Source organism: Burkholderia arboris (genome assembly GCF_038723655.1).
GTDB lineage: Bacteria > Pseudomonadota > Gammaproteobacteria > Burkholderiales > Burkholderiaceae > Burkholderia > Burkholderia arboris.
On sequence record NZ_CP109821.1, the window covers coordinates 1,372,196 to 1,395,661 of the forward strand.

General features: G+C 65.2%; 20 protein-coding genes and 1 tRNA gene. 17 read left to right on the plus strand and 4 right to left on the minus strand.

From position 1 onward, the window contains the following. From leuE to OHZ10_RS06520, 4 genes are all read left to right on the plus strand, one after another. A complete protein-coding gene (gene leuE, locus OHZ10_RS06505) occupies nt 1-660 on the plus strand; it encodes a leucine efflux protein LeuE (protein ID WP_059235029.1) in 660 nt (219 codons plus the stop codon). A 49-nt stretch (nt 661-709) separates the two neighbouring features. After that, complete coding sequence (gene carB / locus OHZ10_RS06510) at nt 710-3,964, plus strand: carbamoyl-phosphate synthase large subunit (RefSeq protein WP_059235027.1); 3,255 nt, start codon at nt 710-712, stop codon at nt 3,962-3,964. A gap of 118 nt (nt 3,965-4,082) precedes the next feature. Next, the gene (gene greA / locus OHZ10_RS06515; protein ID WP_059235025.1) at nt 4,083-4,559 is read left to right on the plus strand and encodes a transcription elongation factor GreA; all 477 of its coding nucleotides are present in this window, start codon (nt 4,083-4,085) and stop codon (nt 4,557-4,559) included. Nucleotides 4,560-4,573: 14 nt separating this feature from the next. After that, complete coding sequence (locus OHZ10_RS06520) at nt 4,574-5,032, plus strand: DUF4149 domain-containing protein (RefSeq protein ID WP_021163361.1); 459 nt, start codon at nt 4,574-4,576, stop codon at nt 5,030-5,032. Nucleotides 5,033-5,080: 48 nt separating this feature from the next. Here OHZ10_RS06520 and OHZ10_RS06525 read toward each other — a convergent pair whose 3' ends face one another. Next, nucleotides 5,081-5,608: a YhbY family RNA-binding protein gene (locus OHZ10_RS06525; RefSeq protein WP_059235023.1), complete on the minus strand. Its 528-nt coding sequence runs from the start codon at nt 5,606-5,608 to the stop codon at nt 5,081-5,083. A 193-nt stretch (nt 5,609-5,801) separates the two neighbouring features. Between OHZ10_RS06525 and OHZ10_RS06530 the strand changes: the two genes are divergently transcribed. The 11 genes from OHZ10_RS06530 (at nt 5,802) to phoR (ending at nt 18,039) form a co-directional block, all read left to right on the plus strand. Then, nucleotides 5,802-6,464, plus strand: coding sequence for an RlmE family RNA methyltransferase (locus OHZ10_RS06530; protein ID WP_059235021.1), 663 nt, complete (start codon nt 5,802-5,804; stop codon nt 6,462-6,464). 166 nt (nt 6,465-6,630) lie between these two features. Beyond that, nucleotides 6,631-8,529, plus strand: a complete 1,899-nt coding sequence (gene ftsH / locus OHZ10_RS06535) for an ATP-dependent zinc metalloprotease FtsH (protein WP_059235018.1) — start codon at nt 6,631-6,633, stop codon at nt 8,527-8,529. Between the two features lie 30 nt (nt 8,530-8,559). Further along, entirely contained in the window at nt 8,560-9,501 is a 942-nt protein-coding gene (folP, locus tag OHZ10_RS06540) for a dihydropteroate synthase (protein WP_059235016.1), read from the plus strand. A gap of 27 nt (nt 9,502-9,528) precedes the next feature. Further along, nucleotides 9,529-10,884: a phosphoglucosamine mutase gene (glmM, locus tag OHZ10_RS06545; protein ID WP_059235014.1), complete on the plus strand. Its 1,356-nt coding sequence runs from the start codon at nt 9,529-9,531 to the stop codon at nt 10,882-10,884. A gap of 454 nt (nt 10,885-11,338) precedes the next feature. Then, a complete protein-coding gene (pstS, locus tag OHZ10_RS06550) occupies nt 11,339-12,373 on the plus strand; it encodes a phosphate ABC transporter substrate-binding protein PstS (RefSeq protein WP_256085780.1) in 1,035 nt (344 codons plus the stop codon). Nucleotides 12,374-12,467: 94 nt separating this feature from the next. Beyond that, nucleotides 12,468-13,451, plus strand: coding sequence for a phosphate ABC transporter permease PstC (gene pstC, locus OHZ10_RS06555; protein ID WP_059235009.1), 984 nt, complete (start codon nt 12,468-12,470; stop codon nt 13,449-13,451). Next, nucleotides 13,448-14,341, plus strand: a complete 894-nt coding sequence (gene pstA, locus OHZ10_RS06560; protein WP_059235007.1) for a phosphate ABC transporter permease PstA — start codon at nt 13,448-13,450, stop codon at nt 14,339-14,341. Before pstC ends, pstA begins: the two co-directional genes overlap by 4 nt. A gap of 15 nt (nt 14,342-14,356) precedes the next feature. After that, nucleotides 14,357-15,205, plus strand: coding sequence for a phosphate ABC transporter ATP-binding protein PstB (pstB, locus tag OHZ10_RS06565; RefSeq protein ID WP_034186662.1), 849 nt, complete (start codon nt 14,357-14,359; stop codon nt 15,203-15,205). Between the two features lie 18 nt (nt 15,206-15,223). Further along, nucleotides 15,224-15,928, plus strand: a complete 705-nt coding sequence (gene phoU / locus OHZ10_RS06570; protein WP_059235005.1) for a phosphate signaling complex protein PhoU — start codon at nt 15,224-15,226, stop codon at nt 15,926-15,928. A 32-nt stretch (nt 15,929-15,960) separates the two neighbouring features. Then, nucleotides 15,961-16,662: a phosphate regulon transcriptional regulator PhoB gene (gene phoB / locus OHZ10_RS06575; RefSeq protein WP_006750313.1), complete on the plus strand. Its 702-nt coding sequence runs from the start codon at nt 15,961-15,963 to the stop codon at nt 16,660-16,662. A 57-nt stretch (nt 16,663-16,719) separates the two neighbouring features. After that, nucleotides 16,720-18,039 carry a phosphate regulon sensor histidine kinase PhoR gene (gene phoR, locus OHZ10_RS06580; protein WP_059235003.1) on the plus strand — a complete coding sequence of 440 codons (1,320 nt, stop codon included), beginning with the start codon at nt 16,720-16,722 and terminating at the stop codon, nt 18,037-18,039. A gap of 100 nt (nt 18,040-18,139) precedes the next feature. Here phoR and ppk1 read toward each other — a convergent pair whose 3' ends face one another. Beyond that, nucleotides 18,140-20,203: a polyphosphate kinase 1 gene (gene ppk1, locus OHZ10_RS06585; protein ID WP_059235001.1), complete on the minus strand. Its 2,064-nt coding sequence runs from the start codon at nt 20,201-20,203 to the stop codon at nt 18,140-18,142. 279 nt (nt 20,204-20,482) lie between these two features. On the opposite strand from ppk1, the gene ppx reads away from it, so the two are divergent. Then, nucleotides 20,483-21,994: an exopolyphosphatase gene (gene ppx, locus OHZ10_RS06590; RefSeq protein WP_059234999.1), complete on the plus strand. Its 1,512-nt coding sequence runs from the start codon at nt 20,483-20,485 to the stop codon at nt 21,992-21,994. A 90-nt stretch (nt 21,995-22,084) separates the two neighbouring features. Here ppx and OHZ10_RS06595 read toward each other — a convergent pair whose 3' ends face one another. Both OHZ10_RS06595 and OHZ10_RS06600 read right to left on the minus strand, forming a co-directional pair. Further along, nucleotides 22,085-22,519 carry a hypothetical protein gene (locus OHZ10_RS06595; RefSeq protein ID WP_059236827.1) on the minus strand — a complete coding sequence of 145 codons (435 nt, stop codon included), beginning with the start codon at nt 22,517-22,519 and terminating at the stop codon, nt 22,085-22,087. A 209-nt stretch (nt 22,520-22,728) separates the two neighbouring features. Next, a tRNA-Pro gene (locus OHZ10_RS06600) sits at nt 22,729-22,805 on the minus strand. A 172-nt stretch (nt 22,806-22,977) separates the two neighbouring features. On the opposite strand from OHZ10_RS06600, the gene sixA reads away from it, so the two are divergent. After that, on the plus strand, nt 22,978-23,439 hold the full coding sequence (gene sixA / locus OHZ10_RS06605) for a phosphohistidine phosphatase SixA (protein WP_174992063.1): 462 nt from the start codon (nt 22,978-22,980) through the stop codon (nt 23,437-23,439). Nucleotides 23,440-23,466: the final 27 nt, after the last annotated feature.

Sequence of the window (23,466 nt, forward strand, 5' to 3'; positions counted from 1 at the left end):
ATGTTCGGCCACGCACTCGGCATCACGGATATCTGGACCTACGTGTTCGGCGTGATCTTCATCATCCTGCTGCCGGGGCCGAACTCGATGTACGTGCTGTCGCTCGCGGCGCAGCGCGGCGTGAAGGCCGGTTATCGCGCGGCCTGCGGCGTGTTCGTCGGCGATACGGTGCTGATGGTGCTGTCCGCCGCGGGCGTCGCGTCGCTGCTGAAGGCGAACCCGCTGCTGTTCTCCGTCGTCAAGTACGGCGGCGCCGCGTATCTGCTCTACATCGGCACCGGCATGCTGCGCAGCGCGTGGCAGAAGCTGCGCGCGCCGGCGAATGCGCCGGCCGGGGCAGCGCCCGCGGTGGACGGCGAACGGCCGTTCCGCAAGGCGCTGATCGTGAGCCTGCTGAATCCGAAGGCGATCCTGTTCTTCATCTCGTTCTTCATCCAGTTCGTCGACCCGGCATTTCCGCATCCCGCGCTGTCGTTCGTCGTGCTCGGGGCGATCGCGCAATGCGCGAGCTTCCTGTACCTGAGCACGCTGATCTTCGCGGGCGCGCGGCTCGCCGAGCATTTCCGCCGCCGCCGCAAGCTTGCGGCAGGCGCGGCGAGCAGCGTGGGCGGCCTGTTCATCGGTTTCTCGGTGAAGCTTGCGCTCGCGACCATGAGCTGAGCGCTGCCGGCCGACCCACGACAACGATTACTTATTGAATTCACAAGCCATGCCAAAACGCACAGACATCAAGAGCATCCTCATCATCGGCGCCGGCCCGATCATCATCGGCCAGGCGTGCGAGTTCGACTATTCGGGCGCGCAGGCTTGCAAGGCGTTGCGTGAGGAGGGCTACAAGGTCGTTCTCGTCAACAGCAACCCGGCGACGATCATGACCGACCCGAACACGGCCGACGTGACCTACATCGAGCCGATCACGTGGGAAGTCGTCGCGCGCATCATCGAGAAGGAGCGCCCGGACGCGATCCTGCCGACGATGGGCGGCCAGACCGCGCTGAACTGCGCGCTCGACCTGCACCACCACGGCGTGCTCGAGAAGTTCGGCGTCGAGCTGATCGGCGCGTCGCCGGAAGCGATCGACAAGGCGGAAGACCGTCAGAAGTTCAAGGAAGCGATGACCAAGATCGGTCTCGGTTCCGCGAAGTCGGGCATCGCGCATTCGCTGGAAGAAGCGACCCAGGTGCACGCCGAGATCATGGCGCTCACCGGCGGCAGCGGCTACCCGGTCGTGATCCGTCCGTCGTTCACGCTCGGCGGCTCGGGCGGCGGCATCGCGTACAACCGCGAAGAGTTCGAGGAGATCTGCAAGCGCGGTCTCGACCTGTCGCCCACGCGCGAGCTGCTGATCGAAGAGTCGCTGCTCGGCTGGAAGGAATACGAGATGGAAGTCGTGCGCGACCGCGCCGACAACTGCATCATCGTCTGCTCGATCGAAAACCTCGACCCGATGGGCGTGCACACCGGCGACTCGATCACGGTCGCGCCGGCCCAGACGCTCACCGACAAGGAATACCAGATCCTGCGTAACGCATCGCTCGCGGTGCTGCGCGAGATCGGCGTCGACACGGGCGGCTCGAACGTGCAGTTCTCGATCAACCCGAAGGACGGCCGCATGGTCGTCATCGAGATGAACCCGCGCGTGTCGCGTTCGTCGGCGCTCGCATCGAAGGCGACGGGCTTCCCGATCGCGAAGGTCGCCGCGAAGCTGGCGGTCGGCTACACGCTCGACGAGCTGAAGAACGAAATCACCGGCGGCCAGACGCCGGCGTCGTTCGAGCCGACGATCGACTACGTCGTCACGAAGATCCCGCGTTTCGCGTTCGAGAAGTTCCGTGAAGCCGATTCGCGCCTGACGACGCAGATGAAGTCGGTCGGCGAAGTGATGGCGATCGGCCGCACGTTCCAGGAATCGTTCCAGAAGGCGCTGCGCGGCCTCGAAGTGGGCGTCGACGGTCTCGACGAGAAGTCGACCAACCGCGACGAGATCGCGATCGAGATCCACGAGCCGGGCCCGGACCGCATCTGGTACGTCGGCGATGCATTCCGCATCGGCATGACGGCCGCGGAAATCTTCGCGGAAACCGCGATCGACCCGTGGTTCCTCGAGCAGATCGAGCAGATCATCCTGAAGGAAAAGGCGCTGTCGGGCCGCACGCTCGCGTCGCTGACGTTCGACGAGCTGCGCTACGTGAAGCAGAGCGGCTTCTCCGACCGCCGCCTCGCGAAGCTGCTCGGCGCGACGCCGGAAGACGTGCGCAAGCGCCGCGTCGAACTGAACGTGCGTCCGGTCTACAAGCGCGTCGATACCTGCGCGGCCGAGTTCGCGACGAAAACGGCGTACATGTACTCGACCTACGAGGAAGAGTGCGAGGCGCAGCCGACCACGAACAAGAAGATCATGGTGCTGGGCGGCGGCCCGAACCGGATCGGCCAGGGCATCGAGTTCGACTACTGCTGCGTGCACGCGGCGCTCGCGATGCGCGAGGACGGCTACGAAACGATCATGGTCAACTGCAACCCGGAAACGGTGTCGACCGACTATGACACGTCCGACCGCCTGTACTTCGAGCCGCTGACGCTCGAAGACGTGCTCGAGATCGTCGACAAGGAAAAGCCGGTCGGCGTGATCGTCCAGTACGGCGGCCAGACGCCGCTGAAGCTCGCACTCGACCTCGAGGCGCACGGCGTGCCGATCGTCGGCACGTCGCCGGACATGATCGATGCGGCCGAAGACCGCGAACGCTTCCAGAAGCTGCTGCAGGACCTTGGCCTGCGCCAGCCGCCGAACCGCACCGCGCGCGCCGAAGACGAAGCGCTCGCGCTGGCAGACGAAATCGGCTACCCGCTCGTCGTGCGTCCGTCGTACGTGCTCGGCGGCCGCGCGATGGAAATCGTCCACGAGCCGCGCGACCTCGAGCGCTACATGCGCGAGGCCGTGAAGGTGTCGAACGATTCGCCGGTGCTGCTCGACCGCTTCCTGAACGACGCGATCGAATGCGACGTCGACTGCATCTGCGACGGCGAAGCCGTGTTCATCGGCGGCGTGATGGAGCACATCGAGCAGGCTGGCGTCCACTCGGGCGACTCGGCATGCTCGCTGCCGCCGTACTCGCTGTCGAAGGAAACCGTGGCCGAGCTGAAGCGCCAGACGGGCGCGATGGCGAAGGCGCTGAACGTGGTCGGCCTGATGAACGTGCAGTTCGCGATCCAGCAGGTGCCGCAGGCGGACGGTTCGAAGCAGGACATCATCTACGTGCTGGAAGTGAACCCGCGCGCGTCGCGCACGGTGCCGTACGTGTCGAAGGCAACCAGCCTGCCGCTCGCGAAGATCGCGGCGCGCGCGATGGTCGGCCAGAAGCTCGCGCAGCAGGGCGTCACGAAGGAAGTCGAGCCGCCGTACTTCAGCGTGAAGGAAGCCGTGTTCCCGTTCGTCAAGTTCCCGACCGTCGATCCGGTCCTCGGGCCTGAAATGCGTTCGACCGGCGAAGTGATGGGCGTTGGCCAGACGTTCGGCGAAGCGCTGTTCAAGTCGCAGCTCGCGGCCGGTTCGCGCCTGCCGGAGTCGGGCACGGTGCTGCTGACCGTGATGGACGCAGATAAACCGAAGGCCGTCGAAGTCGCGCGCATGCTGCACGACCTCGGCTACCCGATCGTCGCGACGAAGGGGACGGCTGCCGCGATCGAAGCGGCCGGCGTGCCGGTGAAGGTCGTGAACAAGGTGAAGGACGGCCGTCCGCACATCGTCGACATGATCAAGAACGGCGAGATTGCCCTCGTGTTCACGACGGTCGACGAGACGCGCCAGGCGATCGCCGATTCGCGTTCGATCCGCATGAGCGCGCAGGCGCACAAGGTCACGTACTACACGACGATGTCGGGCGCGCGCGCGGCTGTCGAAGGTTTGCGCTACCTGAAGGATCTGGAAGTCTATGATTTACAAGGTCTTCACGCTCGCCTAAACTAAGCAGTCAGTTACCTGTCGAAGCAACACGTGCCGCGATTAGGCGGTGTTTCCAGTGCATCGGAAACGCGCTTAATCGCGGTGATTTTTTTTATAGCCGTTTTTAGCGATTGAGCCGTTTATGAGCACCATTCCGTTGACAAAGCGTGGCGCAGGGCAACTGCGCGATGAATTGCAGCGCCTCAAGTCCGTCGAGCGGCCGGCCGTGATCAACGCGATCGCGGAGGCACGCGCACAGGGCGATCTGTCCGAAAACGCCGAATACGATGCCGCGAAGGAAAAGCAGGGTTTCATCGAGGGTCGCATCGCGGAACTCGAATCGAAGCTGTCCGCCGCGCAAGTCATCGATCCCACGGTGCTCGACGCCGATGGCCGCGTGGTGTTTGCCGCGACGGTCGAACTCGAGGATCTCGAGTCGGGCGACACCGTCAAGTACCAGATCGTCGGCGACGACGAAGCCGATATCGATCACGGCCTGATCTCGGTCAGCTCGCCGATCGCGCGCGCACTGATCGGCAAGTCCGAGGGCGACGTCGCGGCCGTGCAGGCGCCGAGCGGCGTGCGCGAGTACGAAATCATTTCGGTCAGCTACGTCTGAGACGGGGCGACGTGATGCCGCATCGCGTGTTCCGTCTGCTGTCGGCCGTGTGGGTCGGCAGCCTGCTGACGATCGGGTATGCGGTCGCGCCCGTATTGTTCAAGACGCTGGAGCGGATGACGGCCGGATCGGTCGCCGCCCAGCTGTTCCGTATCGAGGCGATCCTCGGTGTCGTGTGCGGCGTGCTGCTGCTCGCGTTGTCGAACCAGCAGGTACGGCGCGGCAGCAGCGAATATCGCCGCGTGCGCTGGGTCGTTGCCGCGATGGTCGTGTGCGTGCTGGTCGGGTATTTTGCGCTGCAGCCGTTCATGAACGCGCTGCGGGTGGCCGCGATGGATGCGGGCACCGATATCGCGAACTCGCCGTATGCAAGCCGCTTCGGGATGCTGCACGGCGTCTCGAGCGTGTTCTATCTCGTCGAGAGCGTGCTGGGGCTGATGCTGATCTGGCGTCTGCCGGCGCGCGACGCCTGAGCGCCGCGCGGGCAGGGCGGCACGGGATGCCCCGTGCCGCATGCGTGATTACTTGTCCTGGAACGGACGCTTGGTGCTGGCCTGGCGCTTTTTTGCACGCTTCACGGTGCCGCCTGCCGTCACGCGCTCGTTGCCGCGCACGACGACCTTCGTCGGCTTCGGGCGGCGCACGGGGCTTGCGTTCGGCGACACCTTGACGACCTTGACCGTGCGCGGTGCGCGGCCTTTCTTGTCGTCGACGGCTTCGGCCGCGCTCGGCAGCGTGCCGGCACGACGGCCGCGGGCCGGGGCCGCTGCGGCGGCTTCCGGCTTCCAGATCACCAGCAGCTTGCCGATGTGCTGGATCGGCGCCGCGCTCAGGCGGTCGCAGATCTCGTCGTAGATCGCGATGCGTTCGTCGCGTTCGTCGCCGAACACGCGGATCTTGATCAGCTGGTGCGCATTGAGGTGCACCTTGATTTCCTTCAGCACGGCGTCGGTCAGCCCTTCGGCGCCGATCAGCACGACGGGCTTGAGCGCATGGGCCTGGGAGCGCAGCGCGGAGCGCTCGGCGGGAGAAAGCGAAAGGGCGGGCATGGAAATGTCGAAATCTAAATAAGGGCGCGCTGACTGAATGGAGATTGCGGGAAGTTACCGCGTCAGCCGTGCGCCGAAACCACGTAAAATCGCGGCTTGGGCCCGAAAAGGGGCCGCAGCCGCGCGAAGAAGACGCGTATTATCCGCTAAAAGCGCGGCTTCACGAAGCAATTGGCAGCAATCTCTCTCTCGAATGGCAAAAAACCGCTTCAACCAGCACTGGCTGCACGACCACATCAACGACCCGTACGTCAAAATGGCGCAGCGGGAGGGCTATCGCGCGCGTGCCGCGTACAAGCTGAAGGAAATCGACGAACAGGACAAGCTGATCCGTCCGGGCCAGGTGATCGTCGACCTTGGCGCCACGCCGGGCAGCTGGAGCCAGTATGCCCGCAACAAGCTCGCGCAGGGCAAGAAGCGTGACGCGGAGCGCGAAGGCGGCATCGACGGCACGATCGTGGCGCTCGACATCCTGCCGATGGAGCCGATCGCCGACGTTCACTTCCTCCAGGGCGACTTCCGCGAGGACGACGTCCTCCAGCAACTCGAGGAAGTGCTCGAAGGGCGCGAGGTGGACCTTGTTATTTCCGACATGGCCCCCAACCTCTCCGGCGTGGCCTCGGCAGACGCGGCGCGCATCGAGCATCTCTGCGATCTGGCGCTCGAATTCGCGCAGAACCATCTGAAGCCGGACGGTGCGCTGCTCGTGAAATGCTTTCACGGCAGCGGCTACAGCCAGATCGTCGAGAAGTTCAAGCAGCAGTTTAAGGTTGTCGCGCCGCGCAAGCCCAAGGCATCCCGCGACAAATCGTCCGAAACGTTCATTTTGGGTCGGCAGCTGAAGCATCCGCGTTGATGCGGGGCACGATGCCGCAAACGGGCTCCGGCCCTTGCCAGACAAGCGAAGCGCTATCGCGCCGGTTGTCAATGCTTATGGCGAGGGTGGTCGGACTGGATTAGAATGACCGAGGGGCGCCGCAAGGAAAATGTAGGCGCTCGTCTACGAGTGAAGGAGTGGTGCTTTGAACAACAATATGTTTTCGAAGGCAGCGGTGTGGCTGGTGATCGCACTGGTGCTGTTTACGGTGTTCAAGCAGTTCGACAAGCCCCGCGTCCAGGAAGGCGTGTCCTATTCGCAGTTCATGGACGACGCCAAGAGCGGCAAGGTCAAGAACGTCATCGTTCAGGGGCGTAACCTCACCGTCACTCCGGCTGATGGCCAGAAATACCAGATCGTGTCGCCCGGCGACATCTGGATGGTTGGCGATCTGATGAAGTACGGCGTGCAAGTCAGCGGCAAGGCCGACGACGAGCCGAACGCGCTGATGTCCGCGCTGTACTACCTCGGGCCGACGATCCTGATCATCGTGTTCTGGTTCTACATGATGAGGCAGATGCAGGGGGGCGGCAAAGGCGGCGCATTCTCGTTCGGGAAATCGCGTGCGCGGCTGATCGACGAGAACAACAACGCGGTGAACTTCTCCGACGTCGCGGGCTGCGACGAAGCGAAAGAAGAAGTGTCCGAGCTCGTCGACTTCCTGCGCGATCCGCAGAAATTCCAGAAGCTGGGCGGTCGCATTCCGCGCGGCGTGCTGCTCGTCGGTCCTCCGGGTACCGGCAAGACGCTGCTGGCCCGCGCGATCGCGGGTGAAGCGAAGGTGCCGTTCTTCAGCATCTCGGGTTCGGACTTCGTCGAAATGTTCGTCGGCGTCGGCGCGGCCCGCGTGCGCGACATGTTCGAGCAGGCGAAGAAGCATGCACCGTGCATCGTGTTCATCGACGAAATCGACGCGGTCGGCCGTCATCGCGGCGCCGGCATGGGCGGCGGCAACGACGAACGCGAACAGACGCTGAACCAGATGCTCGTCGAAATGGACGGCTTCGAGGCGAACTCGGGCGTGATCGTGATCGCCGCGACCAACCGTTCCGACGTGCTCGACAAGGCGCTGCTGCGTCCGGGCCGTTTCGACCGCCAGGTCTATGTCGGCCTGCCGGACATCCGCGGCCGCGAGCAGATCATGCGCGTGCACCTGCGCAAGGTGCCGATCTCGAACGACGTCGATGCCGCAGTCATCGCACGCGGTACGCCGGGCTTCTCGGGCGCCGATCTCGCGAACCTCGTGAACGAGGCAGCGCTGTTCGCCGCACGCCGTGGCAAGCGCATCGTCGAGATGCAGGATTTCGAGGACGCGAAGGACAAGATCTTCATGGGTCCGGAACGCAAGTCGGCCGTGATCCGCGAGGAAGCGAAGCGCGCAACCGCCTATCACGAGTCGGGCCACGCGGTGATCGCGAAGCTGCTGCCGAAGGCCGACCCGGTGCACAAGGTCACGATCATTCCGCGCGGCCGTGCGCTGGGCGTCACGTGGCAGCTGCCGGAGCATGACAACGAGACGTACTCGAAGGACTACCTGATGGATCGCCTCGCGATCCTGTTCGGTGGCCGCGTGGCGGAAGAGCTGTTCATGAACCTCGTCAGCACCGGCGCGTCGGACGACTTCAACAAGGCAACGCAGACGGCGCGTGCGATGGTCGCCCGGTTCGGCATGACCGATGCACTCGGGCCGATGGTCTACGTCGACGACGAGAACGACGCATCGCCGTTCGGCCGTGGTTTCACGCGCACGATTTCGGAAGCGACGCAGCAGAAGGTCGACTCGGAAATCCGCCGCGTGCTCGACGAACAGTACAGCCTTGCGCGGCGCCTGCTGGACGAAAACCGCGACAAGGTCGAAGCGATGACGGCTGCGCTGATGGAGTGGGAAACGATCGACGCCGATCAGATCAACGACATCATGGAAGGCCGTCCGCCGCGCTCGCCGAAGAGTTCGCCGGCTGTTGGCGGCGATTCGTCGGGCGGTGGCAGCAGCGCCGAGGTCAAGCCCGGCAACGCGCCGGCGCCGGCTTCGCCGGCGGCGTAATCCCTCCGCTTTAGCACCGTTCACGGGCTGGTGTGGCTTCACACCGGCCCGTTTTGCATTCATCCACGCCAGTCGCTCGTGTCCGATTCCGCAGTGTCCCCGTCCATTCCCGCGCCACTCCAGTGCGGCCGCTTCGAGCTGACGTTCGAACGCCCGCTCGTGATGGGCATTCTCAACGCTACGCCCGATTCGTTTTCCGACGGCGGCCGCTTCCTTGCGCGCGACGATGCGTTGCGCCAGGCCGAGCGGATGATTGCCGAAGGTGCGGACCTCCTCGACATCGGCGGTGAATCGACGCGCCCCGGCGCGCCGCCCGTGCCGCTCGACGAGGAGCTCGCGCGCGTGATCCCGCTCGTCGAGGCGCTGCGACCGCTGAACGTGCCGCTGTCGATCGACACCTACAAGCCGGCCGTGATGCGCGCGGCGCTGGCCGCCGGCGCGGACCTGATCAACGACATCTGGGGGTTCCGCCAGCCGGGCGCGATCGACGCCGTGCGCGACGGCAACAGCGGGCTGTGCGCGATGCACATGCTCGGCGAGCCGCAGACGATGCAGATCGGCGAACCCGACTACGGCGACGTCGTGACCGACGTGCGCGACTTTCTCGCCGAGCGCGCGCAGGCGCTGCGCGATGCAGGGGTGGCGGCGGAGCGGATCTGCGTCGATCCCGGCTTCGGGTTCGGCAAGGCAGTGGTCGACGACAACTATGCGCTGCTGGCCGCGTTGCCGGACACGGCGCCTGCGCGGCCCGACGGGCGCGCGTATCCGATACTCGCGGGCATGTCGCGCAAGTCGATGCTCGGCGCGGTGATTGGCGGCAAGCCGCCGCTGGAGCGCGTCGCGGCGAGTATCGCGGCCGCATTGTGCGCGGTCGCGCGTGGCGCCGCGATCGTGCGCGTGCACGACGTCGCGGCGACGGTCGATGCACTGAAAGTCTGGAATGCCGTGCGCGAAGCCGCGCGGCAACGATAAGTCAGAAAACGAAGGAGGAAGGACCCCATGGGACGTCGATATTTCGGCACGGACGGCATTCGCGGCACGGTGGGCGACGCGCCCATCACGCCGGATTTCGTATTGCGCCTCGGCTATGCGGCCGGCAAGGTACTGGCCGGCTCGGCCGACGTCGCGGCAGGCTCGCGTCCGACCGTGCTGATCGGCAAGGACACGCGGGTGTCGGGCTACATGCTCGAAGCCGCACTCGAGGCCGGGTTCTCGGCGGCCGGCGTCGACGTGATGCTGGCCGGCCCGATGCCGACGCCGGGCGTCGCCTATCTGACGCGCGCGCTGCGCCTGTCGGCCGGCGTCGTGATCAGCGCGTCGCACAACCCGTATCACGACAACGGAATCAAGTTTTTCTCGGCTGACGGCAACAAACTGCCCGACGACACCGAAGCCGCGATCGAAGCGTGGCTCGACAAGCCGCTCGAATGCGCGTCGTCCGACGGTCTCGGCAAGGCGCGCCGCCTCGACGACGCAGCCGGCCGCTACATCGAGTTCTGCAAGAGCACGTTCCCGGCCGCGTTCGACCTGCGCGGGCTGAAGCTCGTGATCGATTGCGCGCACGGCGCCGCGTACCAGATCGCGCCGCACGTGTTCCACGAACTCGGCGCGGATGTCATCCCGATCGGCGTCGCGCCGAACGGCTTCAACATCAACGACGGCGTCGGGGCGACCGCGCCGGACGCGCTGGTGCGTGCGGTGCGCGCGAACCACGCCGATCTCGGCATTGCGCTCGACGGCGATGCGGACCGCCTGCAGGTCGTCGACGCGGCAGGGCGCCTGTACAACGGCGACGAGCTGCTCTACGTGCTGGTGAAGGACCGGATCGCGACCGACGGCAAGGTCGACGGCGCGGTCGGCACGCTGATGACGAACCTCGCCGTCGAAGTCGCGCTGCAGCGCGAGGGCGTGAAGTTCGTCCGTGCGGCGGTCGGCGACCGCTACGTGCTCGAGCAGTTGCGCGAGCACGGCTGGCAGCTCGGCGCGGAAGGGTCGGGGCACATCCTGTCGCTCGACCGGCACTCGACCGGCGACGGCATCGTGTCGGCGCTGCTCGTGCTGGCCGCGCTGAAGCGCAGCGGCCGCACGCTCGCGCAGATGCTCGACGGCGTCACGCTGTTCCCGCAGAAGCTGATCAACGTGCGGATGAAGCCGGGCGCCGACTGGAAGGGCAGCGCATCGATTCGCGCGGCGATCGATGCAGCCGAAGCCGCGCTCGCCGGCAGCGGCCGCGTGCTGATCCGCGCCTCGGGCACGGAGCCCGTGCTGCGCGTGATGGTCGAAGCGCAGCAGGCCGCCGATGCGGTGCGCCACGCAGAGACGATCGCGGACGCGGTGCGCGCTGCGACAACCTGAAGCAGGTTGCCGGTGCGAGGTGGGGTTGCCGCCCGCGCACCGGCATCTCGCGAGACGGCAAGCGGCGCCCTCGAGGCGCCGTCATTTCGTCAGACGCAAAGGTTTGCGATATTAATAGAAGTGCGTTTCCACGCACGCATTCGTTCGACCAGATAAATCCTCCGACCCCGAATCTCCGGCCGCTGCCGGCGGGGGCTTCCCGCGCTGCCGACGCTGCGCTACGATCCGCCGGCGCACCCGCGAAACGGGTGCCCGCGACGTCCTTCCCGGGCAGGCAATTCTTGCCGCCATTGCCGCTTCGGCGCCGTCCAGACAGCGCCCGCGCAGCGCCCGCTACTCCCTTTCAACCAGTCATGTTACTGTCACGCCAGTTTCATCGATTGTCACATTACCGTCATGAGCAGCCCCTAACCTTCGCGGTGCCGTAGTCATCCGCTCACACACTGGAGGTCTCATGAAATTGATGCAAACCGCGATTGCCGGCCTGGCTGGCGCGCTTTTCGCCGTCGCCGCCCACGCTGCCGACATCACGGGCGCAGGCAGCACGTTCGCGATGCCGATCTATACGAAATGGGCTGCCGACTACCAGCAGTCCGGCGGTTCGAAGGTCAACTACCAAGGTATCGGCTCGTCGGGCGGCCTGAAGCAGATCGTCGCGAAGACGGTCGATTTTGCCGGTTCGGACGCTCCGCTGAAGGATGACGAGCTCGCGAAGGAAGGCCTGTTCCAGTTCCCGACGGTGGTCGGCGGCGTGGTGCCGGTCGTCAACGTGCCGGGCCTGAAGGCCGGCGAACTGACGCTGTCGGGCCCGGTGCTCGGCGACATCTACCTCGGCAAGATCAAGAAGTGGAACGACCCGGCGATCGCCGCGCTGAACCCGAAGGTCAAGCTGCCGGATACGGACATCGCCGTGGTTCGCCGCGCTGACGGTTCGGGCACGAGCTTCATCTGGACGAACTACCTGTCGAAGGTCAACGACGAGTGGAAGTCGAAGATCGGCGAAGGCACGACGGTCAACTGGCCGACGGGCACGGGCGGCAAGGGCAACGACGGCGTCGCAGCCTTCGTGCAGCGCCTGCCGGGCGCGATCGGCTACGTCGAATGGGCGTACGCGAAGAAGAACAACATGGTCTACACGGCCCTGAAGAACTCGACGGGCACGGTGGTCGAGCCGAAGACGGAAACGTTCAAGGCCGCTGCTGCAGGCGCGAACTGGTCGAAGTCGTTCTACCAGATCCTGACGAACCAGCCGGGCAAGGAAGCATGGCCGGTCGTCGGCGCGACGTTCGTGCTGCTGCACGCGAAGCAGGAAAAGCCGGAGCAGGGCGCCGAAACGCTGAAGTTCTTCAGCTGGGCGTTCAAGAATGGCGAGAAGGCTGCTGACAGCCTCGATTACATCTCGCTGCCGTCGGCTGTCGAGACGGAAATCCGCAAGCAGTGGAAGGCGAAGGTGACGGACGCTTCGGGCAAGCCGGTCGCCGCCGAGTAAGCAATGCAGCGGTTCGCTGCCCGGCCGTGCCGGTCGGGCAGTGTGTGCGGTAAAGCCGGGCGTTATGGCGCCCGGCAATCAAAAGCAGGCACCCATGTCTGATATTTCCTACACGTCCTCCCGATCGCCCGACGGTGCGCAGCACGCGCCGAGCCGTCTCGGGGATGTCCTGTTCGGCGGCCTCGCTCGGCTCGCCGCGATCGTGACCCTGCTGCTGCTGGGCGGGATCATCGTTTCCCTGATCATTGCGTCGATGCCGACCATCCAGAAGTTCGGCCTCGGCTTCCTGTGGCAATCCGAGTGGGATCCCAACTCGGACGTCTACGGCGCACTCGTGCCGATCTACGGCACGATCGTGACGTCGGTCATTGCGCTCGTCATCGCTGTGCCGGTCAGCTTCGGCATCGCTCTGTTCCTCACCGAATTGTCGCCCGTCTGGCTGCGCCGTCCGCTCGGCATCGCGATCGAGCTGCTCGCCGCGATTCCGTCGATCGTGTACGGCATGTGGGGCCTGCTCGTGTTCGCGCCGATCTTCGCCGAATACTTCCAGAAGCCGCTCGGCCGCCTGTTCAAGGACGTCTGGGTGCTCGGTCCGCTCACGTCCGGCCCGCCGATCGGCATCGGCATCCTCGCGGCCGGCGTGATCCTCGCGATCATGATCATCCCTTACATCGCGTCGGTGATGCGCGACGTGTTCGAGGTCACGCCCGTGCTGCTGAAGGAATCGGCGTACGGGATCGGCTGCACGACCTGGGAAGTGATGTGGAAGGTCGTGCTGCCCTATACGAAGACCGGCGTGATCGGCGGCGTGATGCTCGGCCTCGGCCGCGCGCTCGGCGAGACGATGGCCGTGACCTTCGTGATCGGCAACACGAACCTGCTCGACAGCGTGTCGCTGTTCGCGCCGGGCAACAGCATCACGTCGGCGCTCGCGAACGAATTCGCCGAAGCGCAACCGGGCCTGCATACGTCCGCGCTGATGGAACTGGGCCTGATCCTGTTCGTGATCACGTTCATCGTGCTGTCCATCTCCAAACTGCTGTTGCTTCGTCTCGAGAAGGGAGAGGGCAAGAAATGAGCGAGCCCATCATGAATTTCCCGGGGGCCGACGGCGCCGTGCTCGAAGCGATGCGCAACCGCCTGCAGCGCAAGCGCAAGGCCGTCAACGCGATCGCGCTCGCGGCGGCGCTCGGTGCGATGGCATTCGGCCTGCTGTGGCTCGTGTGGATTCTCTACACGACGATCCACCTCGGTATCGGCGGCCTGTCGCTGCAGCTGTTCACCGAATCGACGCCGGCACCGAACACGGAAGGCGGCGGTCTCGCGAACGCGATCGTCGGCAGCCTGCTGCTGTGCGGTTTCGGCACGCTGGTCGGCACGCCGATCGGCATCCTCGCGGGCGTCTATCTCGCCGAATACGGCCAGAAGAACCTGCTGGCAAGCACGATCCGCTTCATCAACGACATCCTGCTGTCGGCGCCGTCGATCGTCATCGGCCTGTTCGTGTACGCGATCGTCGTCGCGAAGTCGGGGCGCTTCTCGGGCTGGGCCGGCGTGATCGCGCTCGCGCTGCTGCAGATTCCGATCGTGATCCGCACGACCGAGAACATGCTGAAGCTCGTGCCGAACGCGCTGCGCGAAGCGGCCTTCGCGCTCGGTACGCCGAAGTGGCGCATGGTGCTGAAGATTACGCTGCGCGCATCGGTCGGCGGGATCGTGACGGGCGTGCTGCTCGCGGTCGCACGGATTGCCGGCGAAACGGCGCCGCTGCTGTTCACGGCCCTGTCGAACCAGTTCTTCTCGTGGGACATGAGCCAGCCGATGGCGAACCTGCCCGTCACGATCTACAAGTTCGCGATGAGCCCGTTCGCAGAATGGCAGTCGCTCGCATGGGCGGGCGTGTTCCTGATTACGCTCGGGGTGCTCGGACTCAACGTCCTGGCGCGCTCGATCTTCTCGAAAAAGTAACGGCGGAGCAATCCGATGAATATGGCAGAGAGCCACCTGAATCCCGTCGAGCGCACCGCTGCGCCCGCCGGCACGCATGACGCGGCGAACGATCGCCCGCTCGCGCCGCTGAACGCGAAGATCGAGGTCAACAACCTCAACTTCTTCTACAACAAGTTCCATGCGCTGAAGAACATCAACCTGCGCATTCCGGACGGCAAGGTGACCGCGTTCATCGGTCCGTCGGGTTGCGGCAAGTCGACGCTGCTGCGCACGTTCAACAAGATGTTCGCGCTCTATCCGGAGCAGCGCGCCGAAGGCGAAATCCTGATGGACGGCGAGAACCTGCTGACGACGAAGCGCGACATCTCGCTGCTGCGCGCGCGCATCGGCATGGTGTTCCAGAAGCCGACCCCGTTCCCGATGTCGATCTACGACAACATCGCGTTCGGCGTGAAGATGTTCGAAAAGCTCACGCGTTCGGAAATGGACGATCGCGTCGAGTGGGCGCTCACGAAGGCCGCGCTGTGGAACGAAGTGAAGGACAAGCTGGGCCAGAGCGGCTACGGCCTGTCGGGCGGCCAGCAACAGCGTCTGTGCATCGCGCGCGGCATTGCAATCCGTCCGGAAGTGTTGCTGCTCGACGAGCCGTGCTCGGCACTCGACCCGATCTCGACGGGCCGCATCGAAGAGCTGATCGCGGAGCTGAAGAGCGACTACACGGTCGTGATCGTCACGCACAACATGCAGCAGGCCGCACGCTGCTCGGATTACACGGCCTACATGTACCTGGGCGAGCTGATCGAGTTCGGCGAAACCGAAAAGATCTTCATCAAGCCGGTACGCAAGGAAACGGAAGACTACATCACCGGCCGCTTCGGCTGATGACGGAGAACAACAGCCATGTCGGATAAACATCTGTCGAGCCAGTTCGACGCGGACCTGAATGCCGTGTCGTCGAAGGTGCTGGAAATGGGCGGGCTCGTCGAGTCGCAGATCGTCGGCGCGATGCACGCGCTGAACGAATTCGACCGCGATGCCGCCGAGAAGGTGATCGCGAACGAAGAGATCCTGAATACGATGGAAGTCGACATCGACCAGGAGTGCGGCAACATCATCGCGCGGAGGCAGCCTGCTGCGCGTGACCTGCGCCTTTTGATGTCGATTTCGAAAACGATTACGAACCTCGAGCGCGCCGGCGACGAAGCCGAGAAGATCGCGAAGCGCGTGCGCCGCCTGGTCGACGAGCCGGCCGCGCGCACGGTCAACATCGCCGAGATCAAGGTGTCGGGCGAGATGGCCGTGACGATCCTGCGCCGCGCGCTCGACGCGTTTGCACGCCTCGACACGGTCGCGGCCGCGCAGATCGTCAAGGACGACAAGGAGATCGACCTCGAATTTCGCGCGTTCGTGCGCAAGCTCGTGTCGTACATGCAGGAAGATCCGCGCACGATCTCGGTCGGTCTCGAGTACCTGTTCATCGCGAAGGCGATCGAGCGGATCGGCGACCACGCGAAGAACATCGCCGAATTCATCATCTACATCGTGAAGGGCACGGACGTGCGGCACCAGCCGCGCGACACGCTCGACCGTGAAGCCAACAGTTAACACGACCCAGCACAGGAAAAAAAGAGGTGCCGATGCCCAGCAACATTCTCGTCGTTGAAGATGAGCCCGCGATTTCCGAACTGATCTCGGTGAATCTCCAGCACGCCGGTCACTGCCCGATCCGTGCGTACAACGCCGAACAGGCGCAGAACCTGATCAGCGATGTGCTGCCCGATCTCGTGCTGCTCGACTGGATGCTGCCGGGCAAGTCCGGTATCGCGTTCGCGCGCGACCTGCGCAACAACGAACGGACCAAACACATTCCGATCATCATGCTGACTGCTCGCGGCGACGAGCAGGACAAGGTGCTCGGCCTCGAAATCGGCGCGGACGACTACGTGACGAAGCCGTTCTCGCCGAAGGAGCTGATGGCGCGGATCAAGGCCGTGCTGCGCCGCCGCGCGCCGCAGCTGACCGAGGACGTCGTGTCGATCAACGGCCTGCGTCTCGACCCGGCCACGCATCGCGTCGCCGCGCACGGCGACGGCAGCGAGATCAAGCTCGATCTCGGTCCGACCGAGTTCCGCCTGCTGCATTTCTTCATGACGCATCCGGAACGCGTGCACAGCCGCACGCAGCTGCTCGACCAGGTGTGGGGCGACCACGTGTTCGTCGAGGAGCGTACCGTCGACGTGCACATCAAACGATTGCGCGCGGCCTTGAAACCGGCCGGTTGCGATGCGATGATCGAGACCGTGCGCGGCAGCGGCTACCGGCTCGCCAAGCACGCGTAACGTATCCGGACATGCCGTGTGCCGCGGCATGCCGTTCATTCTTTCGGACGCTGAATCATGAACATCATCTGGGCGCGCTTTCTGGTGTCGCTCGTGCTGCTCGTGCTGATCGGCGTATTGGTCGGCGTCTTCGCCGGCCCGACCGCGGGCCTCGTGTTCGTGGTCGTGATGCTGATCGCGCAGGGCTTTTTCAGCACCTTCCATACGCAGCGTCTGTGGCGCCTGCTCGACGCGCCGGTCTACGGCGAAGTGCCGAGTGCGCCGGGCATCTGGGGCGAGATCTACTATCGCCTGCACAAGCTCGCGAAGCAGTGGCATGCGCAGGTGCGGCAGGTCGAACAGCAGCATTCGCGCTTCATCCAGGCGATCCAGGCGTCGCCGAACGGCGTCGCGATGCTCGACGACCACGACCAGATCGAGTGGTGCAACGCGATCGCCGAGGTTCATTTCGGCCTCGATGCGAAGCGCGACCTGCGCCAGCACATCACGAACCTGGTGCGCCATCCCGATTTCGTCCGCTACCTGAATGCGCAGCATTACGACGAGACGCTCTTGATGCGCGGCATGGGCGATTCGCGACAGAACGTGCTGGCCGTGCAGGTGTTCCCGTACGGCGAGAACCGCAAGCTGCTGCTCACGCAGGACATCACCGAGCTCGAGCGGACCGACGCGATGCGGCGCGACTTCGTCGCGAACGTGTCGCACGAGCTGAAGACACCGCTCACCGTGCTGTCGGGCTTCCTCGAGACGATGCGCGAACTGCCGCTGAACGAGGAAGACCGCGCGCGCTATCTCGACATGATGGAGCAGCAGGCGTCGCGGATGCGGCACATCGTGACCGACCTGCTGGTGCTCGCGAAGCTGGAAGGCGAGAGCAAGCCGCCGCTCGATCGCGCGATCGACATGCGCGCCGTGTTCGATCATCTGAAGGAGGACGCGCAGACGCTGTCGAACGGGCATCACGACATCGCGTTCTCGATCGACGAGACGCTCGGCGTCACGGGTGCGCAGACGGAGTTGTTCAGCGCGTTCGCGAATCTCGTCACGAACGCGATCCGTTATACGCCGGACGGCGGCAAGATCGTCGTCACGTGGCGGCGCGAGGGCGCGCAGGGCGTGTTTTCCGTCACGGACAGCGGCTTCGGGATTCCGGCCGCCGACCTGCCGCGGCTCACCGAGCGCTTCTACCGTGTCGATCGCAGCCGCTCGCGCGATACGGGCGGCACGGGCCTCGGGCTCGCGATCGTCAAGCACGTGCTGCAGCGGCACGACGCGCATCTGTACGTGCAGAGCGAGGAAGGACGCGGCAGTACGTTCACCGCGCGGTTCCCGGGTTCGCGCATCATCGCGATCCGGCCGGCGGCTTACGAAGCATGATTGCGTAGCGGCATGTCCGGTCAACAAAAAAAGCGCAGCCCGCGGGCTGCGCTTTTTTTTCGATGACCGTGCGGCGCGCGACCGGCGCGCCGCGGCCGCATTACGAACAGAACTTCGCGAGCAGCCCGAGTTGCGCGTTGCGGATCGTCTTGCCGGCGCGGCGGCGGCGGTAGTGCCCGTCGCTGTGCATCTGCCACGCCGACTGGTTGTCGCCGAGGCACACCGACAGCCCTTCGGCGATCACGCGCCGCTTGAGCTTGCGCTCGCGGATCGGGAATGCGACTTCGACGCGGCGGAACAGGTTGCGGTCCATCCAGTCGGCGCTCGACAGATAGACGTCCTCTGCGCCGCCCGCGTGGAAGTAGTAGATCCGGTGGTGCTCGAGGAAACGGCCGACGATCGAGCGCACCGTGATGTTTTCCGACAGCCCCGGCACGCCGGGCTTCAGCGCGCAGACGCCGCGCACGATCAGGTCGACCTTGACGCCGGCCTGCGACGCTTCGTACAGCGCGGCGATCACCGACGGCTCCAGCAGCGCGTTCATCTTCGCGACGACGCGCGCGCGCTTGCCGGCGCGCGCATTGTCGATCTCCACGCGGATCGCGTCGATGATGCGCGGATGCAGCGTGAACGGCGACTGCCACAGCTCGTGCAGCGTGAGCTCGCCGCCGATCCCCGTCAGTTGCTGGAACACGTGATGGACGTCCTCGCAGATCTTCTGGTCGGCCGTCATCAGCCCGAAGTCGGTGTAGAGGCGTGCGGTGCGCGGATGGTAGTTGCCGGTGCCGAGGTGCACGTAGCGGCGCAGCGACGCCTTGCCGGCCTGCACGACGCGCCGCACGATCAGCATCATCTTCGCGTGGCACTTGTGGCCGACCACGCCGTACACGACATGCGCGCCGACGGCTTCGAGCTGCGACGCCCAGTTGATGTTGGTTTCCTCGTCGAAGCGCGCGAGCAGCTCGACGACGACGGTCACTTCCTTGCCGTTGCGCGCGGCTTCCATCAGCGCGTCCATCAGCGGCGAGTCGGTGCCGGTGCGGTAGATCGTCTGCTTGATCGCGACGACGCTCGGGTCTTTCGCGGCCTGCTGCAGCAGTTCGAGCACGGGCTGGAAGCTCTCGTACGGGTGGTGCAGCAGGACGTCGCCGTTGTCGATCGCGTCGAACATCGTCGGCGCGTTCGTGACCGCGGCCGGAATCGACGCGGTGAACGGCGTGAACTTCAGGTCGGGGCGGTCGACGAGATCGGGAATCTGCATCAGCCGCACGAGGTTCACGGACCCGGCCACGCGATAGCAGTCCTTGTCGCCGAGCTCGCTTTCCTCGAGCAGGCGCCGCACGATATGCGGCGGCGTGTCGGCCGACACTTCGAGGCGCACCGCGTTGCCGAGGTGGCGCGCGGGCAATTCGCCCTGCAGCGCGACGCGCAGGTTCGTGATTTCGTCTTCGTCGACGAACAGCTCGCTGTTGCGCGTGATGCGGAACTGGTTGCAGCTCTTCACGACGAGTTGCGGGAAGAGTTCGCCGACGAAGCGCTGCATGAACGAGCTCAGCAGCACGAAGCCGTGCTCGAAACCCGACAGCGCATGCGGCATGCGCACGACGCGCGGCAGCGCGCGCGGCGCCTGCACGATGCCCATCACGGCCTGGCGGCCGAACGCGTCGCGGCCTTCGAGCTCGACGACGAAGTTCAGGCTCTTGTTCAGCACGCGCGGGAACGGGTGGGCCGGATCGAGGCCGATCGGCGTCAGTACGGGCAGCAGCTCGTCGAGGAAGTAGTGCCGCGCCCATTCGAGCTGCTCGTCGTTCCACGTGTCGCTCGCGTGGAAGTAGATGCCTTCCTGTTCGAGCGCGGGCAGCACGGTTTCGTGCAGCATCGTGTACTGTCGATGGACGAGCCGCTGCGCGCGTTCGACGACGAGGTCGTAAGCATGCTGTAACGACATGCCGTCGGGCGTCAGCGCGCCGGGGTTGTCGCGGATCTGCTCCTGAAGGCCGGCCATGCGGACTTCGAAGAATTCGTCGAGGTTGCTGCTGGTGATGCAGATGAAGCGGAGGCGCTCGAGCAACGGGACTTGAGGATCGGCCGCTTGGGCCAGCACGCGCTCGTTGAAACCGAGGATGCCGAGTTCACGATTGAGAAGCGGGTAACGGACGGACATCGGCAGAGTAGGGGGTGATTCAGGCGATGATTCGAAAGGACGCTCGGAAACTCTCACGGTACGATGACGTGCTGATGACAATAATGGTTTTATATCGGCAAATTCTACGCTGTAACCCTTTCGTCTCATAAATGTTTCGGCGATATGGAATCAAGCAGTGTGCATGCCCGTGAAGCGTGGCAACGGCAAGCGTTCCACGCTTAAAATGTCGCCTTTGATTGATCGCCCTGGGCTGCCGGTCCGGCTGCCGCGGGTGAACGCGCACGGAGCCCCCTTCTGATGGTTACAACTCCCCACTTGCTGGCTGCCGTGGATCTCGGCTCGAACAGCTTCCGGCTGATCGTCGGCCGCGTCGAGGAAACGCCGGCGGGCAGCCAGATCTATCCCGTCGACGCGCTGCGCGAGCCCGTTCGGCTGGCCGCGGGCCTGTCGAGCGACAAGATGCTCGATCGCGCGTCGCAGGAGCGTGGCTGGGAGGCGCTCAAGCGGTTCGGCGAGCGCCTGCGCGATTTCCATCCCGACCACGTGCGCGCGGTGGCGACCAATACGCTGCGCGTCGCGAAAAACGCGGGCGAATTTCTCGGCGAGGCCGAAGCGGCACTCGGGTTCCCGATCGAAGTGATCGCGGGCCGCGAAGAAGCGCGGCTGATTTATGCGGGCGCCGCGCACTCGGTGCCGGCGAGCGCCGGCAAGCGGCTCGTCGTCGACATCGGCGGCGGCTCGACCGAATTCATCATCGGCTCGCACTACACGCCGATCGTGATGGAGAGTCTGTATATCGGCTGCGTGAGCCACAGCCGCACGTTCTTTCCGGCCGGCAACGTCGACGAATACACGATGCGGCAGGCCGAACTCGCGGCCAAGCGCGAGATCCAGATCATTTCGAGCGAGTACAAGAAGGCGGGGTGGGACCAGGCGATCGGTTCGTCCGGCACCGCGCGTGCGCTCGCGGAACTCGTCGAGGCGAACGGCTTCAACGATCCGGGCATCACGCACGGCATTTCGCGCGGCGGCCTCGAGCGCCTGAAGCGTGCGCTGATCAAGTCGGAGAACGTCAACCGGCTGAAGCTGATCGCGCTGAAGCCCGATCGCGTGCCGGTGCTCGCGGGCGGCCTCGCGATCATGCTCGCGGTGTTCGAGGAACTCGGCGTCGACTATGTCGATACGACCGACGGCGCGCTGCGCCTCGGCGTGCTATACGACCTGCTCGGCCGGACGCAGCACGAAGACATGCGCGCCGTAACCGTCGAGGGCTTCACGCGCCGCTACGGCGTCGATCGTGCGCAGGCCGAGCGGATCGGCGCGCTCGCGGGGCGTTTCTACGACGAGCTCGAGGAAGACGACGAGGCGCGCGAGGAAGGGCGGATGTTCATCGGCTGGGCGGCCGCATTGCACGAGATCGGCCTGTCGATCTCGCACAGCGCTTATCACAAGCATTCTGCCTATATCGCGAGCAACGCGGACATGCCGGGTTTTTCGCGCACCGACCAGGCGCGGCTTGCCGCGCTCGTGCTCGGTCATGCAGGCAAGCTCGGCAAGCTGTCGCAGGCGCGCGAGGTCGAGTGGCCGCTGCTGTTCTGCCTGCGGCTCGCGGCGCTGCTGTGCCGGCGCCGGACCGATGCGGGGCTGCCCGACATTTCCGTTTCGCAGATGAAGAAGGGCGGGTATGAAGTGCGTCTGCCGAGCGCATGGGTCGAGCAAAACCCGCTGACCGACTACAGCCTCAGCCAGGAGGCGGCGGAGTGGGAGAAGGTCGGTATCCCGTATCGCGTGGTGTATACCGGCGCGTAACGGGCCGATTGCGGGGCCCACGAGGCCGTTGAACGGGAGGGTTGGTGGTGGCGCCCTCAGGCGTGCCGCACGGCCGTCCTGACGGCGCGCTCAATCCGACGAGCAGACGATCGCGGTCAGGAACGGGAACGCCTGCTTGACGGTCGCGTCGCTGCCGGCCTTGCGCACGGCTTCTTCCACCGAACTCTTCGTGCCGCGCACCACGACGCCGTAGGCCCAGTCGCCAATCGGCGTGCCGTCGCCCGGGCGGAAGATCGGGTCGTTCGCCTGATAGCCCAGCACGACATAGACGCCGAAACCGTATGCGGTCAGCGAGCGGTTCGTGCGGAACGCGTTCACGGAATTCGATTCGACGTGCATCGGCTCCGACTGGATGTCGCCGGCGGCGAGCAGCGGCGCGACGAACTTGTGGCCGGTCGAATGGCAGTCGAGCGCATCGTCGAGCGCCTTGGCCGACGCGTGGCCGGCGGTCGCCAGCGCGAGCAGCGACGCGCAGAGGGCGGTCTTGAGAATGTTGTTTTTCATGCGCGGGTGCGGGTTGTTCACGCGCATTATCGCGTGTTCCCGAAAGTGCCGCGCGCGGGTTGCGGGCAGAGGCGCGTGCGTTGTCGCGTCGGCGCCCCAATGAATCCCTACAATGAATTGAAGTGCGCGAGCCGGGAATCCGTGCGGGTGGTTCAGGGCCCAGAAACGGAAAAGGGGCTACGGTGTTTAACCGTAACCCCTTGATTCCTTGGTCGGAGCGATAGGATTCGAACCTACGACCCTCTGATCCCAAATCAGATGCGCTACCAGGCTGCGCTACGCTCCGACGAGCCAAAGATTATATCGGTACATATCCGATTCGGTCAATCACCGTCTGCGGGTAAATGTCGCGGCGGCGAACCGGCCGCGATTTGGCCGCAATTTGCGACAATCCACCGGATGATCGGCCGGCCCGTGCGCATCGGCGCGCGGCCGCTCGCCGAAGCAAGGAGAACATCATGATGAACCTGATCCTGTGGCGCCATGCCGAAGCCGAAGACTACGCGACGAGCGATCTCGCGCGCCAGCTGACCGTCCGTGGCCGCAAGGACGCGCAGGCGATGGCCAAATGGCTGCGCGGCCGGCTCGAAACGAACAGCGTGATCCTCGCGAGCCCGGCGGCCCGCACCGTGCAGACGGTCGAGGCGCTGACCGACCAGTACCGGACCGTCGACGCGCTCGCCCCGGGCGGCAGCGTCGACGACGTGCTGGCGGCGGCCGGCTGGCCGGAGGGGATCGCACCGACGGTCGTGATCGTCGGACACCAGCCGACGCTCGGCAGCGTCGCCGCGCAGCTGATCGCCGGCGGCGACGACAGCTGGAGCGTCAGGAAGGGCGGAATTGTGTGGCTCGCAAGCCGCACGCGCGACGGCAGCCGGCAGGCCGTTTTGCGGGCGGTATTGACGCCCGAACTGGTGTGAAGCCCGGCTGAATTGGTTTGAAGGGAT